Origin of the sequence: Halopseudomonas pelagia, from assembly GCF_009497895.1 — a bacterium.
GTDB lineage: Bacteria > Pseudomonadota > Gammaproteobacteria > Pseudomonadales > Pseudomonadaceae > Halopseudomonas > Halopseudomonas pelagia_A.
On the sequence record NZ_CP033116.1, the window covers coordinates 3,821,390 to 3,836,859 of the forward strand.

9 protein-coding genes are annotated in these 15,470 nt (G+C 58.9%); 5 read left to right on the forward strand and 4 right to left on the reverse strand.

The window, feature by feature from the left end; all coding sequences use genetic code 11:
- Positions 1 to 31: 31 nt before the first annotated feature.
- Positions 32 to 2,962 (reverse strand): bifunctional [glutamate--ammonia ligase]-adenylyl-L-tyrosine phosphorylase/[glutamate--ammonia-ligase] adenylyltransferase, encoded by a 2,931-nt coding sequence (gene glnE / locus EAO82_RS17625; protein WP_096345099.1) that lies wholly within the window; start codon positions 2,960 to 2,962, stop codon positions 32 to 34.
- A 241-nt stretch (positions 2,963 to 3,203) separates the two neighbouring features.
- Here glnE and aceE point away from each other — a divergent pair, with 241 nt between their 5' ends.
- Both aceE and aceF read left to right on the forward strand, forming a co-directional pair.
- Positions 3,204 to 5,861: a pyruvate dehydrogenase (acetyl-transferring), homodimeric type gene (gene aceE, locus EAO82_RS17630; RefSeq protein ID WP_096345100.1), complete on the forward strand. Its 2,658-nt coding sequence runs from the start codon at positions 3,204 to 3,206 to the stop codon at positions 5,859 to 5,861.
- A gap of 10 nt (positions 5,862 to 5,871) precedes the next feature.
- Positions 5,872 to 7,563 (forward strand): dihydrolipoyllysine-residue acetyltransferase, encoded by a 1,692-nt coding sequence (gene aceF, locus EAO82_RS17635; protein WP_096345101.1) that lies wholly within the window; start codon positions 5,872 to 5,874, stop codon positions 7,561 to 7,563.
- A 178-nt stretch (positions 7,564 to 7,741) separates the two neighbouring features.
- Here the strand turns inward: aceF and clpB are convergent, their stop codons facing one another.
- From clpB to rluD, 3 genes are all read right to left on the reverse strand, one after another.
- Positions 7,742 to 10,309, reverse strand: coding sequence for an ATP-dependent chaperone ClpB (clpB, locus tag EAO82_RS17640; protein ID WP_096345102.1), 2,568 nt, complete (start codon positions 10,307 to 10,309; stop codon positions 7,742 to 7,744).
- A gap of 170 nt (positions 10,310 to 10,479) precedes the next feature.
- On the reverse strand, positions 10,480 to 11,214 hold the full coding sequence (gene pgeF, locus EAO82_RS17645) for a peptidoglycan editing factor PgeF (protein ID WP_096345103.1): 735 nt from the start codon (positions 11,212 to 11,214) through the stop codon (positions 10,480 to 10,482).
- Positions 11,211 to 12,170 carry a 23S rRNA pseudouridine(1911/1915/1917) synthase RluD gene (rluD, locus tag EAO82_RS17650; protein WP_096345104.1) on the reverse strand — a complete coding sequence of 320 codons (960 nt, stop codon included), beginning with the start codon at positions 12,168 to 12,170 and terminating at the stop codon, positions 11,211 to 11,213. Before rluD ends, pgeF begins: the two co-directional genes overlap by 4 nt.
- Positions 12,171 to 12,361: 191 nt before the next feature.
- Between rluD and EAO82_RS17655 the strand changes: the two genes are divergently transcribed.
- The 3 genes from EAO82_RS17655 (at position 12,362) to EAO82_RS17665 (ending at position 15,418) form a co-directional block, all read left to right on the forward strand.
- Positions 12,362 to 13,354 carry an outer membrane protein assembly factor BamD gene (locus EAO82_RS17655; protein ID WP_096345105.1) on the forward strand — a complete coding sequence of 331 codons (993 nt, stop codon included), beginning with the start codon at positions 12,362 to 12,364 and terminating at the stop codon, positions 13,352 to 13,354.
- A gap of 257 nt (positions 13,355 to 13,611) precedes the next feature.
- Complete coding sequence (locus EAO82_RS17660; protein ID WP_096345106.1) at positions 13,612 to 13,848, forward strand: PP0621 family protein; 237 nt, start codon at positions 13,612 to 13,614, stop codon at positions 13,846 to 13,848.
- The gene (locus tag EAO82_RS17665; RefSeq protein ID WP_096345107.1) at positions 13,829 to 15,418 is read left to right on the forward strand and encodes a two-component system sensor histidine kinase NtrB; all 1,590 of its coding nucleotides are present in this window, start codon (positions 13,829 to 13,831) and stop codon (positions 15,416 to 15,418) included. The genes EAO82_RS17660 and EAO82_RS17665 overlap by 20 nt, the downstream gene beginning before the upstream one ends.
- Positions 15,419 to 15,470: the final 52 nt, after the last annotated feature.

Sequence of the window (15,470 nt, forward strand, 5' to 3'; positions counted from 1 at the left end):
CCGCGCCCGGGAAACGCCCGGGCATGGCGTGTCATTCCGGCAGCCACTGCTGCCACAGACTGATGACGCCACGACGGAAATCTTGAAACTGGTCGCCACTCACTTTGCCCGGCTGCTTCTGCAGTGCCAGGCGATGGGCTGCGGCGCGGTAGGCTTTGTAAGCCTCCTGCAAACGCTGCACGTCTTCGCCGGAGATCAATCCGGCATCACGCAGCCCGTCTAGAATTCTGATGTTATCGGTATAACGCAGTAACTCGGGGTACCGGCACGACCAGGCCAGAACGGCATATTGCACCATAAATTCGATATCAACGATACCTCCGGCGTCCTGCTTCAGATCAAACAACGCCTCTGCCGTGTACGCAGACGGATCAGAACCAGCCCGCGTGGCCTTGGTACCCAGGTTGTCGCGCATCTTCTGACGCATGCCGCCCACGTCCTCGCGCAACTTGGCTTCATCCCGATGGCGGCTCAACACCTCCATCCGCAAGTCCTGGAAACGATGACTCAAGCGCTTGCAGCCGGCCAGTACACGCGCGCGTACCAGCGCCTGATGCTCCCAGGTCCAGGCCTCTTCACGCTGATAGCGGGCGAAGGACTGCAGCGAGCTGACCAGCAACCCGGATTCACCCGACGGGCGCAGGCGCATATCCACGTCATACAGCGCTCCGGACGTGGTCTGGGTGTTGAGCATATGAATAATGCGTTGCCCCAGGCGAGTGAAAAACCGGCTACCTTCTATTGGCTTGGCACCGTCGGTTTCCGCATCCGCATCACCATCGTGAATAAACACCAGGTCCAGGTCGGAGCCGTGACCAAGCTCTATCCCCCCGACCTTGCCATAGCCGAGAATGACAAAGTCCATTTCACACAAACTGCCATCAGCACGCTTGGGGAAGCCATGGCGCTGGGTCAATTCTCGCCAGGCCAGTTGCAAGACCTGTTGAAGAATAGCTTCGGCAATCCAGGTCAGATAATCGCTGACCTTCATCAACGGCAACGTGCCGGCGATCTCGGAGGCGGCGACGCGCAGCACATGGGCACGGCGAAAATAGCGCAGCACTTCCATCTGCTGCTCCAGGTCATCTTCGGCGATACGCATCAGTTGCTGACGCAATTCGTCAACCAGCTCGTCCGTCTCCGGCGGACGGTAAAGCCGCCCGGCGTTCAGCAACTCATCGAGCACCACCGGATAGCGGGTGATCTGCTCGGCGATCCATGGGCTGGCGGAACACAGCACCAATAATTCACGCAACGCACTAGGATTTTCTGTCAGCAATAGCAGGTAGGCTGAGCGTCGCGCCACCGCCTCTACCATCGGCATGACCCGTTCCAGCGCCAGGTCTGCATCGTCCTGTTCTGTAGCCATGCCCAGCAGGCGCGGCATGAACACATCCAGCCGCTCTCGCCCCAGACGCTGCATGGAGCGAACCCGACCGGATTCCTGCAAGCCTTGCAGCAACCGTAACGCTTCCTCAGGCTTTTTGAACCCACCCTCACTGAGCTGTTCGATACGCTGCTGCGCATCCAGCGATCCTTCCCAGACCGGCATCCATTCCGAATGCAGGGGCAGCTCTTCATCATGCTCATCATCTGGATCGGCTATCACGTCGGCAAAATGCCGCGCGATCCGCGCACGCTGGCTATGCAGCGCTTGCCGGAAGGCATCCCAGTTATCAAAGCCCATGACGTAGGCAATACGCTGCTGGCTCTGTGAGTCGGTGGGTAACATCTGGGTCTGCCGATCATCCAGTGCCTGCAGCGCATGTTCGGTGTCGCGCAGGAACAGGTACGCGCCTTTGAGCTCATCCACGGCCTCATCCGGCAGATAGCTATTAGTGGCCAGCATATCCAGTACTGACAGGATTGGCCGCTGCTGCAAGCTGCGGTCTCGCCCGCCATGGATCAGTTGAAATGCCTGGCCAATAAACTCGACCTCACGAATACCGCCCGACCCCAGCTTGACGTTGTCTTGCAGGCCCTTGCGCTGTACTTCTCGCTGGATCATCAGTTTGAGACTGCGCAGCGCCTCAATCGCGGCGAAATCCAGATAACGGCGATAAACGAACGGCTTGAGCATCGCCAGCAACTCGGCGCCCGCGGCCTGATCGCCAGCGACCACGCGGGCCTTGATCATGGCATAGCGCTCCCAATCGCGCCCCTGGCTCTGGTAGTACTGCTCCAGCGCATCAAAGCTGAACACCAGCGCGCCGCTGTCACCATAGGGACGCAAGCGCATGTCGACACGAAAGACAAAGCCATCGACGGTAATCGCATCCAGCGCCTTGATCAGGCGTTGGCCGAGGCGGATAAAAAACTCCTGGTTCGATAAGCTGCGCCGACCGCCCTGGGTTTCGCCTGCCTCGGGGTATGCAAAGATCAGGTCTATATCAGAAGACAGATTCAATTCCTGAGCACCCAGCTTACCCATGCCCAGCACCACCATATGCTGTGGTTCACCGTCCGCCCCCGACGGCGTACCCAGCGTCGCACATGCCTGGGTATACAACCATTGATAAGCCAGTTCGATACAGCTGTCAGCCATGTCCGACAGATCGCGGGTAGTCTCGGCGGTGGCCGCCATGCGCGTTACATCCCGCCAGATAATCCGCACCTGTTGCTGCTGACGAAACCGACGTAATGCTTGCGCAAGCTGTTCTTCATCCTCTACTGCAGTCAGGGCTAGACTCAGCATACGACTCATGTCGCCTTTCTCCAGGGTCCGCCATAGCAGATCATCTTCCACCAGGCGCCAGGCCATGTGCGGATCCCGGCGAAGCTGCTCGGCAACAAAATCGCTGCCGGCCAGAACCGGGTCGAGACTGGTGAGAAACTGCTCGCCTAACTCAGACACCCGGCTAGCCAGATCGGCATGGGCGACGGCAGCCTGCCACTGGTCTCGATGGTGTTGCACCATGGATTGCAGGGACTCGGGCAACGGCAGAGGCGGAGAAAAAGGCATGGTCTATCCTGTAGGGATTGCAATGTCGCAGCTTGCCATGCCTGGGACCTGCGTAAAAGTCTGCAAGGCAAGAACATGCTGGCGAATATGTAGCATAACTACATAAATCTTTACAAAGGGATGGATTAAACCTATTTTTTGTAGCTAAACTACAAGAACCGCATTTCACACCCCATTCGTTGTCACAGGCTATCAAGTCCCGCACAGCGAATTAGGCCCACAAGGTCTGGAGAACTGACGCATGAAGCAAAACGATATCGATCCACTGGAAACTCAGGAATGGCTGGACTCACTGGAGTCCGTACTGGACAACGAAGGTGAAGATCGCGCCCATTACCTAATGACACGCCTGGGTGAACTGGCCAGCCGCAGCGGTACGCCACTGCCCTACGCGATCACCACGCCCTACCGCAACACCATCCCGGTTACCCACGAATCACGCATGCCCGGCGACCTGTTCATGGAGCGGCGTATTCGCTCCATGGTGCGCTGGAACGCGCTGGCCATGGTGATGCGCACCAACCAGCAGGATCCCGATCTGGGCGGCCACATTTCCACTTTTGCCTCCAGCGCGACCCTGTACGATATCGGTTTCAACTACTTCTTCAAGGCCCCTACAGAAGAGCACGGCGGCGATCTGGTGTTTTTCCAGGGCCACGCTTCTCCCGGCATTTATGCCCGCGCCTTCCTCGAAGGCCGCATCAGTGAAGACCAGCTCGACAACTTCCGACAGGAAACCGGTGGCGAAGGTCTGTCTTCCTATCCGCACCCCTGGCTGATGCCCGATTTCTGGCAGTTCCCGACTGTATCCATGGGTCTGGGCCCGATTCAGGCGATCTACCAGGCGCGCTTCATGAAGTACCTGGAGCACCGCGGCTTTATCGAACCAGGAAAGCAGAAGGTCTGGTGCTTCGTCGGTGACGGCGAGACCGATGAACCCGAGTCCCTGGGCGCCATTTCTCTGGCTGGACGTGAGAAGCTCGACAACCTGATCTTCGTCATCAACTGCAACCTGCAGCGCCTGGACGGCCCGGTACGCGGCAACGGCAAGATCATTCAGGAGCTGGAAGGCAGCTTCCGCGGCGCCGACTGGAATGTGATCAAGGTCATCTGGGGTCGCATGTGGGATCCACTGTTCGCCCAGGACCACGACGGTCTGCTGCAGCAGCGCATGGAAGAAGCCATCGACGGCGACTACCAGAATTACAAGGCCAACGACGGCGCCTATGTGCGCGAGCACTTCTTTGGCACTCGGCCGGAACTCAAGGAGATGGTCAAGGACCTCTCAGACGAGGAAATCTGGAAGCTCAACCGTGGCGGTCACGACCCCTACAAGGTGTATGCGGCCTATCACGAGGCGGTCAACCACAAAGACCAGCCCACGGTCATCCTGGCCAAGACCATCAAGGGTTACGGCACCGGTACCGGCCAGGGCCAGAACACCGCACACAACACCAAGAAAGTCGATGTCGAGAGCCTGAAGAAATTCCGCGATCGCTTCGACATTCCGGTCAATGACAAGGATCTGGAGAAGCTACCCTTCTTCAAGCCCGAAGAAGGCAGTGCCGAATACAAGTACTTGCACTCACGCCGCGAAAAGCTCGGCGGCTATATGCCCCAGCGCCGCACCGAAAGCTTCAAGGTGCCGGTACCACCCCTGGATACGCTCAAGGCGATCCTGGACGGCAGCGGCGACCGCGAAATTTCCACCACCATGGCCTTTGTGCGGATTATTTCGCAGCTGGTCAAGGACAAGGAACTGGGTTCACGCATCGTGCCCATCGTGCCCGACGAGGCACGTACCTTCGGCATGGAAGGCATGTTCCGCCAGCTCGGCATCTACTCTTCAGTCGGCCAGCTATACGAGCCCGTGGATAAAGATCAGGTGATGTTCTACCGCGAGGACAAGAAGGGTCAGATTCTCGAGGAAGGGATCAACGAAGCCGGCGCAATGTCCAGCTGGATCGCTGCTGCGACTGCCTACAGTACCTACAACCAGCCCATGCTGCCGTTCTACATCTTCTATTCGATGTTCGGTTTCCAGCGCATCGGCGATCTGGCCTGGGCCGCTGGCGATAGCCGCGCCAAGGGCTTCCTGATCGGCGGCACCGCAGGGCGTACCACGTTGAACGGCGAAGGTCTGCAGCACGAAGACGGCCACAGCCATATCCTCGCCTCGACCATCCCCAATTGCCGCAGCTACGACCCGACCTACGGTTACGAGCTGGCGGTGATCATCCGCGAAGGTGCACGGCGGATGATGGAAGAGCAGGAAAACGTTTACTACTACCTGACCGTAATGAACGAAGCCTATGTGCAGCCACCCATGCCCAAGGGCAAGGACGTGGAAGAAGGCATCATGCGCGGCATGTACTTGCTCGAAGGCGCTAGCAAGCCGGCGAACCTGCATGTGCAACTGATGGGCAGCGGGACTATTTTGCGCGAAGTGCGTGAAGCGGCGAAGATTCTCAAGGATGACTTCGGCGTGACCTCTGATATCTGGAGCGTCACCAGTTTCAACGAGCTGCGTCGCGATGGTCTGGATGTGGAACGTTGGAACCGCCTGCATCCGACCAAGAAGCCACGTCAGAGCTTTGTTGAACAGAGCCTGGCCAAGCACACGGGTCCGGTGATCGCCTCGACCGATTACATGAAGCTGTTCGCCGAGCAGATCCGTCAGTGGGTGCCGGGCACCTTCAAGGTGTTGGGTACCGACGGTTTCGGCCGCAGCGACAGCCGCCGCAAACTGCGTCACTTCTTTGAAGTGGACCGTTACTGGGTAGCCTACTCCGCGCTGTCCGCGCTGGTGGAATCCGGTGATCTGAAACCCAAGGTATTGACCGACGCGCTCAAGACCTTCGGCATTGATCCCGAAAAAACCAACCCGCTGGATTGCTGAGGAAAACGGTATGAGTGAACTGATCAAAGTACCCGGCATCGGCGACGGTGAGGGCGAAGTTATCGAGATACTGGTCAAGGTCGGCGACAAGGTCGAGGCCGAGCAGAGCCTGGTGACCCTGGAGTCCGACAAGGCCAGCATGGAAATCCCCTGCCCCAAGGCCGGCACCATCAAATCGATAAAGGTCAAGATGGGCGATACCCTGAAGGAAGGCGATGACCTGATCGAGTTGGAGTCCGAGGGCGCCGACGCCAGCGAAGAGAAGGAAGCGAAAGAAGAAAAGCCAGAAGCCGCCGAGAAGCCCAAGGCGTCAGACGACGACAAGGACGAGAAGCCTGCTGAAAAAGCCAGCGATGACAAGCAAGCCGCCAGCGACAAGAAGGCCTCTGGCAGTTCCGTTCAACCGGTCAAGATCCCGGACCTGGGCTCGGACAGCAAGGCCAAGGTCATCGAGATACTGGTCAAGAAAGGCGATACCGTCGAAGTCGACCAGTCGCTGATCGTGCTGGAGTCCGACAAAGCCAGCATGGAGATCCCCTCCCCTGTCGCGGGCACTGTCGAGTCGGTCGAGATCAAGCTGGAGCAGGACGCCGGCACTGGCGATCTGATTCTGCATATGAAGGTTGAAGGCGAGGAGCAGCAAGCTGCTGCCGAGCCAGCGCAGGACGACAAGCCTGCATCCGAGGCCAAGGCCGACAAGCAGCCTGAAGCCACGCAGGACAAGAGTGCCGACAGCAAGCCTGCCCAACAGGACGAAGCGCCCGCTCCCGTTGGTGGACCAAGCCGCGAAGGTACCAAGGTACACGCAGGCCCGGCGGTACGGTTGCTCGCCCGCGAGATGGGTGTGGATCTGGCCGAAGTGAAATCCACCGGACCGCGCGACCGAATTCTCAAGGAAGATGTACAGAATCACGTCAAATCGGTAATGAAGCAGGGCAAGAGCGCGCCTGCCACGGCCGGTGGTTCAGGCATCCCTGCGGTACCGGAAATCGATTTCAGCCGCTTTGGCGAAATCGAAGTCAAGGATATGACCCGATTGCAGCAGATCGGCGCCGCCAATATTCACCGCAGTTGGCTGAATGTGCCGCACGTGACGCAGTTTGACCTGGCCGATATCAGCGAACTGGAAACTTTCCGCAAGGACCAGAAGGCCGTGGCGGAAAAGGCCGGCGTCAAGCTGACCATCCTGCCCTTTCTGCTCAAGGCCTGTGCTCACCTGCTGCGTGAACAGGCCAACTTCAATGTCGCGCTGGCACCCAATGGCAAGCAACTGATTCACAAGAACTATGTGCATATCGGTTTTGCTGTAGATACGCCGGACGGCCTGATGGTCCCGGTCATTCGCGACGTCGACAAGAAAAGCCTGCTGCAATTGGCTGGTGAAGCCGCAGAGCTGGCGGAGAAGGCGCGTAACAAGAAGCTGGGTGCCGATGGTATGCAGGGCGCCTGCTTTACCATCTCCAGCCTGGGCCATATTGGCGGCACTTACTTCACGCCAATCGTGAATGCACCGGAAGTGGCTATCCTTGGCGTATCCAAGGCAACCATGCAGCCAGTATGGGACGGTAGCGCGTTCCAGCCGAAGCTGATGCTGCCGCTGTCACTGTCCTACGACCACCGCGCCATCAACGGTGCGGCCGCAGCACAGTTCACCAAGCGGCTTGGTGAACTGCTGGGCGATATCAGGTCGATGCTGCTGTAAAGCTGGGCGGTGTCGGGCTTCGGTCCGGCACCGCACTTTCAGCGCGACCTCTGTTCTATCCTGCTGCGCCTTCGCGGCGGGGCCGCCGCTCCTACCTGTTCTGGCTTAACCGCAAGGGAACAGCCTGTGGGAGCGGCGGCCTCGCCGCGAAAGGATTTGGCAGCGCTCCTCGGTAGCCTCAACCCTCAAACACAAACCCGTCATCCACAACCTTGGCTTTGATCGTTACCCCCGGCGCAAAATCACCGGCCAGGATACGCTGCGCCAACGGGTTCTCGATCCACCGCTGAATCGCACGCTTGAGCGGACGAGCGCCGTATACCGGGTCATAGCCTACCGCGATCAGTTTCTCCAACGCCTCATCAGTCAGCTCCAGCTTCAATTCACGCTCGGCCAACCGCACGCCCAGGCGCTGCATCTGAATGCCTGCGATGCCGGCAATCTGTTCCTTGCCCAACGGCTCAAACACCACAACCTCATCAATCCGGTTGATAAACTCCGGGCGGAAATGCTGACCAACAGCATCCATCACCGCCGCGTGCTGAGCTTCCGGATCACCGACCAGCTCCTGAATCTGCGCTGAGCCCAGGTTGGAGGTCATGACGATGACGGTATTACGGAAGTCCACCGTGCGGCCCTGGCTGTCAGTCAGCCGACCGTCTTCAAGCACCTGAAGCAGCACGTTGAATACATCCGGATGGGCTTTTTCCACCTCATCCAGCAGGATCACCGAATACGGCTTGCGGCGCACCGCCTCGGTCAGATAGCCGCCCTCTTCGTAGCCGACATACCCCGGAGGCGCCCCGATCAAGCGCGCGACCGAATGCTTTTCCATGAACTCGGACATGTCGATCCGCACCATGGCTTCGTCAGTGTCGAACAGAAACTCGGCCAGCGCCTTGCACAGCTCGGTCTTGCCCACCCCGGTTGGCCCCAGAAACATGAACGAGCCGCTGGGCCGGTTGGGATCACTCAGACCCGCGCGCGAACGCCGTACCGCATTGGACACGGCCACCACGGCCTCATGCTGACCAATAACCCGCTTGTGCAGGCCTTCTTCCATACGCAGCAGCTTGTCGCGCTCGCCTTCAAGCATCTTGGACACCGGAATACCGGTCCACTTGGAGACCACTTCAGCGATTTCTTCTTCGGTGACCTTGCTGCGCAGTAGCTGATTTTCGGTCGGACTGTGCTGATCAGCCATCTGCTGACTGCGCTCCAGGTCAGGAATCACCCCGTACTGCAGTTCGGCCATGCGGTTCAGGTCGCCCTTGCGACGCGCCGCTTCCAGCTCCTGGCGAGCCTGTTCGATTTTTTCCTGGATCTGCGCCGAACCCTGAACTTCCGCTTTCTCGGATTTCCAGATCTCTTCCAGGTCGGCGTATTCACGCTCCAGCCGAGCAATCTCTTCCTTGAGCTTTTCCAGACGCTTGAGCGCAGCGTCGTCCTCTTCCTTCTTCAACGCCTCGCGCTCCACCTTGAGCTGAATCAAGCGCCGTTCAAGACGATCCAGTACCTCGGGCTTGGAGTCGATCTCCATACGGATGCGGCTGGCGGCCTCGTCAATCAGATCGATGGCCTTGTCCGGCAACTGCCGGTCGGTAATGTAGCGATGACTCAACTTGGCCGCGGCAATGATTGCGCTATCGGTGATCGCGACCTTGTGGTGCACCTCGTAGCGTTCTTTCAGGCCACGCAAAATGGCGATGGTGTCCTCCTCGGAGGGCTCATCGACCAGCACCTTCTGGAAACGTCGCTCCAGCGCCGCGTCCTTTTCGATGTACTTGCGGTACTCATCCAACGTGGTCGCGCCCACGCAGTGCAGCTCACCGCGCGCCAGCGCCGGCTTGAGCATATTGCCGGCGTCCATCGAGCCTTCGGCCTTGCCGGCGCCGACCATGGTATGCAACTCGTCGATAAACAGAATCACCCGGCCTTCCTGCTTGCCCAGCTCGTTCAGCACCGCCTTCAAGCGCTCCTCGAATTCACCGCGGAACTTGGCGCCGGCAATCAGCGAGCCCATGTCCAGCGACAGCAAGCGCTTGTCCTTCAGCCCGTCCGGCACTTCACCATTGATAATGCGTTGCGCCAGGCCCTCGACGATGGCGGTCTTGCCCACGCCGGGCTCGCCGATCAGCACCGGGTTGTTCTTGGTCCGGCGCTGCAGCACCTGAATGGTCCGGCGAATTTCGTCATCACGGCCAATCACCGGATCCAGCTTGCCTTCTTCGGCCTTGGTGGTCAGATCGACTGTGTACTTGTCCAGGGCCTGGCGCGACTCTTCGGCATTCTGGTCGTTCACCGACTCGCCGCCGCGCAGATTGCTGATGGCGTTCTCCAGAGCCTTCTTTGACACGCCCTGGCCGAGCAATATCTTGCTCAGCGCCGAGTTACCCTCCATCGCCGCCAGCAATACCAACTCGCTGGAGATGAACTGATCGTTATGCTGTTGCGCCAGCCGGTCCGCCTGATTGAACAGCCGCGCCAGATCCTGGGACAGGTTGATGTCCCCGGTCGGGCTGCTGATGGTGGGCAGCTTGTCCAACGCATCGACCAGAGCCGCACGCAGCGCATTGGTGTCGAAGCCGACCTGGCGCAGCAACGGCTTGACCGAACCCTGCTGCTGATCGAGCAACGCCAGCATCAGGTGCAAGGGGTCTATCTGATTGTGATCACGGCCCACCGCCAATGACTGCGCATCGGACAGCGCCATCTGGAGTTTGCTGGTAAAGCGATCAATACGCATGGTGTTTGCATCCTATCTAGATGATCGCCCGCTGATTCGCAGGCGATGACGTTCATTGAGTATGGACTATAGATAGGGTTTATTATTGGTCTTTCAAGGCAGGAAACATTGACCAGAGTCAAAATATTGTCGGATGAGCGATCGCCCATACGGTATTTCGTAGACGGAAGTTACTTCGAACTGAGCCAGATCAACGACGCCATGCGCCCGGTCTGGCCATCACGGCGATAGGAGTAAAAGCGCAGCGGGTCACTGACCGTGCATTGATCACCACCACTGATCGACTGCACACCGGCAGCATTCAGCCGTTGCCGGGCCAACTGATAGATATCGGCAAGGAAATGCCCAGCCCGGTCAGACGGCACAAAAGCCGACGCGGCCTGCGGATCGACCTGGATAAAGGCCTCCCGCACTTCAGAGCCTACTTCGAACGCCTGCGGGCCAATCGCCGGACCGAACCAGACCAACACCTCGGATGGCTCAGTGGCCAGCGCCTTCAGCGTGCTCTCCAACACCCCGTCGAGTAATCCGCGCCAGCCGGCATGGGCCGCAGCCACTTTGGTCCCCGCACGATCAGAGAACAACACCGGCAAACAATCAGCCGTCATGATGGTACAAGCGATGCCAGGTTCATCAGTCCAGGCGGCGTCAGCCTCAGCGGTTAGCGCAGGATTGGCGCGCACCACATCGGTACTGTGAGTCTGTACCAGCCAGGCAGGGCGACAAGCCAGTTCACGCTCCAGCTCGGCGCGGTTGGCAGCCACGTGCACGGGATCGTCCCCGACATGATCACCAAGATTGAAGCCCTTCCAGGGTCCCTGGCTGCTGCCCAGCTGCCGGGTAGTCACACAGGTTCGCACCCACTCTGGCGCAGGCCAGTCAGCGCTCAGCCACTGCGGCTTCATTCCGCCAGTTCACCGTCTTCACGCAGCATCGCCAGCAGGTGCTGCATATCTTCAGGTAGCTGCACTTCCCAGGACATATGCCGGCCGTCGACCGGATGCTCCAGCTCCAGCCGCCGTGCATGCAACGCCTGCCGCGGAAATTCGCGCAGCAGGGCAATCAGCTCCTTGGTTGCGCCAGCCGGTATGCGCATGCGACCACCGTAGGTCTGGTCGCCTATCAGGGGAAAATTAATGTAGCTCATGTGCACGCGAATCTGATGGGTACGCCCGGTTTCCAGCTTCACCTTCACATGGGTGTGCGCACGAAAGCGGCTGATTACCCGGTAGTGACTGACCGCCTGCTTGCCGCCGACCATCACCGCCATCTTCTGCCTGTTGGTTCCGTGCCGGGCGATCGGCTGGTCGACCTTGCCGCCGGCGGTCATCACCCCCACGACCACACACTCGTATTCACGAGTCACCGTCCGCTCCTGCAACTGACCAACCAGGTCGGTCTGAGCTTCCAGGGTCTTGGCCACCACCATCAGCCCGGTAGTGTCCTTGTCCAATCGGTGCACGATGCCGGCACGCGGCACCTTGGCCAACTCCGGCGCATGGTGCAGCAGCGCATTGAGCAGAGTGCCGTCAGCATGTCCGGCCGCCGGGTGCACCACCAACCCGGCCGGCTTGTTGATCACCAGCAAGGCCTCATCCTCATAGATCACATCCAAAGCAATCGCCTCGGGCTGCCAGTCACCCTGCACTTCACGCTCGGCATCCAGCTCGAGCTTCTCGCCGCCATATACAGTGTCACGCGGGCGAACACTGCGGCCGTCGAGCGTCAGGCTGCCATCCTTGATCCAGCCCTGCAGGCGGGAGCGTGAGTGCTCGGGGAACAATTGGGCCGCCACCTGGTCTAGGCGTTGACCGCCACTCTCAGGGGTGACCAGTGCAGACAAGCGGATACGATCAGACATTCAGGACTCACTGGCAGGCGCCGAGGCGCAATGGCAAAGCGCAATCCTTTTTGGAATCGGCTCTGCGCTGTGGTTAAATACGGCTTCTTTAAAGGCAATCAACGCTAGAACGGTTGCCTGTAAACAGGACCCAACTATAACAGGACGGCTGTTCCGGCAACAGCGTGTGGTCGTCCATCCGGATATCAACTATGTCGATGAAACACCTGCTGCTGGTTGCTGTGCTCGCCCTGACCGCCGCCTGCTCCTCGAATCCGAAGGTAATTGACGAGTCGCTCAGCGAGTCGGAGCTGTACCTGATGGCCCAGGAAGATCTGGATGCCAACAATTATGGCCCGGCAATTGAAAGCCTGCGCGCGTTGGAATCTCGCTATCCGTTCGGTCGTTTCGCCCAGCAGGCGCAATTGGAATTGATTTACGCTTATTATCAGAATAATGAGCCTGAAGCTGCCACGTCCTCGGCTGACCGTTTTATTCGCCTGCACCCGCAGCACCCCAACGTTGACTACGCTTACTACATGCGCGGCATGACGTCCTTTACCCGCGATGCCGGCATTTTCGAGCGCTTCCTGCCGCTGGACATGACCCGCCGTGATCCGGGCGCGGCCCGTGATTCGTTCAACGAATTCGCCCAGTTGGTCAGCCGTTATCCGGAAAGCCGTTACGCCCCTGATGCACGCCTGCGCATGGTTTACCTGCGCAACCTGCTGGCGGCTTACGATATCCATGTTGGTCATTACTATCTCAAGCGTGAAGCGCACCTGGCGGCGGCCAATCGTGGCCGCTACGTGGTCGAGAACTTCCAGCAGACCCCTTCAGTGGGTGATGGTCTGGCACTGATGGTCGAGGCGTACCAGCGGCTGGCGATGGACGATCTGGCCAATACCGCCCTGGCCACTTTGCAGGAGAACTACCCTGAACATCCAAGCCTGGATGACGGCGAATTCCGCCATCACGTGGAGCCGGCAGAGCAAGAGGCAGGCCGCCTGCGCAGCATGATGGCTGGTTTTGCCGATAAGGTTCTGACCCCACCTTCGCGCCAGACAGGCACGCAGATGGAGCGTGAAATGCAGCAGCAGTATCAGGAAGCGGTCGCTGCGATCCCCCGGGAGATTCGTACGCCCGAGCAGGAAAAACAGACCCGCTCGATCTGGAGTCGAATCACTTTCGGTCTATTCGACTGAGTAGCTGAGCTGCAATACTGAAAAAGCTGGCCGGGCACACGCACCGAGCCAGCTTTTTTATTGGCCGCATTTTCTGCGGCTGGAGTTGGCGCAGGTCAACTCAACACGGCAAAGGCAGCCCTTGCCTCTGTGATTCATAATGCGCTCATTCTCAGGCATGCTGCATAACATACCGCCGCAATAATACGGCGGAGGCCACCGCCTCAGATACAATGCAGAGCGGGCTGGATCAACGGATTACTTTACAGGACGGGCAGATGGGTCTTATCAAACTGATGGTACTGATAGCGGTGGTGATAGGCTTGGTCATTCTGTGGCGGCGTTTCAAGGCCTGGCAAATCTCCAGCCAGCGCCAACAACCCACGCCAACCAACCCGCCGCTGATGGTGCGCTGCGCGCAGTGCCAACTGCACCTGCCCCGCGATCAGGCGCTGCGGGTCAATGATCAATGGTACTGCTGCGACGCGCACCGTGATGCCGGGCGCCATGACTGAGGTCATCGATTACCAACGCCCGCGCATTCTGCGGATCTATAACATCTATCGAGTCATTCTCGGTTTTTTTCTGACAGTGCTGACCAGCGGCGCGTTACGTGAAGGCCTGCTGGAACTGAACAACCCCCAGCTGTATGAAACAGCCAGTTGGTTTTACCTGTTTATCAACGTGCTTATCGCGCTGCTGCTGCATCAGGGCAAGCGCGATGTATACCTGTTCGTGCTCTCGGTACTGGATATCTTTCTGCTCGGCAGTATTTTCTATGCGGCGGGCGGCGCCGGTAGTGGCTTCGGCAATCTGCTGCTGATTCCGGTAGCAGCGGGCAACATCCTGATTCACGGGCGCGTGGGCCTGTTGCTGGCCGCACTGGCCAGCCTGGTAACCATCTACCTGACTTTCTACCTGAGCCTGTCCACTCCCGGGGCGGTACAGAGTTATTTGCAGGTTGGGGTGTTGGGCGGTATCTACTTCGCTGTCGCGCTTTTTGTACAGCGGTTGAGCAAACGCCTGCGTCAGTCCGAAAGCCTGGCGCAACAGCAGGCCACCAGCCTTGCCAGCCTGGAGAAGCTCAATCAACTGATTATTCAGCGCATGCGCACGGGCATCATGGTCGTCGGCGGCAAGCAGAGAGTCCTGCTCGCCAATGAAGCCGCTGCGCAAATGCTGGGTAAACCGATCATTCGCGGCATGGATGTAGATGACCTGGCCATTGGTTTGGCCCAGCGCTTGCGCCAGTGGCAGAACAACCCGGCCATTCGCACCCTGCCCTTCCACAATCACAGTGGCGGGGCCGAAATTACTGCAAACTTCAAACCCTTGCCCAGTGATGAAGGCGAGACGGTATTGGTGTTCCTCGACGACAATACTCAGGTGGCGCAGCAGGCGCAGCAGCTCAAACTCGCCTCTCTTGGCCGGCTCACGGCGAGCATCGCGCATGAGATTCGTAATCCGCTGGGGGCGATCAGCCATGCCGCCCAGTTGCTCAGCGAATCCGAGCAGATTCCTGTACAGGACAAACGCCTGAGCGAAATTATTCAGCAGCATTCCAAGCGCATGAACAAGGTCATTGAAACGGTACTGGAGTTGTCGAGAAGACGCCCGAGCGAGCCACAACTGATCGATCTGTCACTATGGCTGGAGCATTTTGCCGAGACCTTTGCGCTGAGCCACCCCGCTACCGACAGGCTTGAGCTGGAAGCAGGTCACAACGTCATGACCCGCATGGACCCCAACCAGCTTAACCAGGTGCTCGACAACCTGTGCAGCAATGCGCTGCGCTACAGTGGTGCCGAGGGCGAGCATCGCAGCATCTGGCTGAAACTCTATATCCACCCTGAATCCAATTTGCCAATTCTGGAAGTGATCGACCATGGACCAGGCATTCCGGAAGAGCATCTCGCGCATATTTTCGAGCCGTTTTACACCACTGAGACTTCAGGCACTGGCCTGGGGCTGTATATTTCACGCGAACTCTGTGAGAGTAACCAGGCCCGGTTGGAGTATGAACCCTTGGTACCCCGCGGTAGCTGCATGCGCATCACCTTTGCTCATCCGCGACGCCTTGTATAATGACGCCAAACAATTAGTCAGCCCCTGGCCACACCCTGGCCAGCGCATGGAA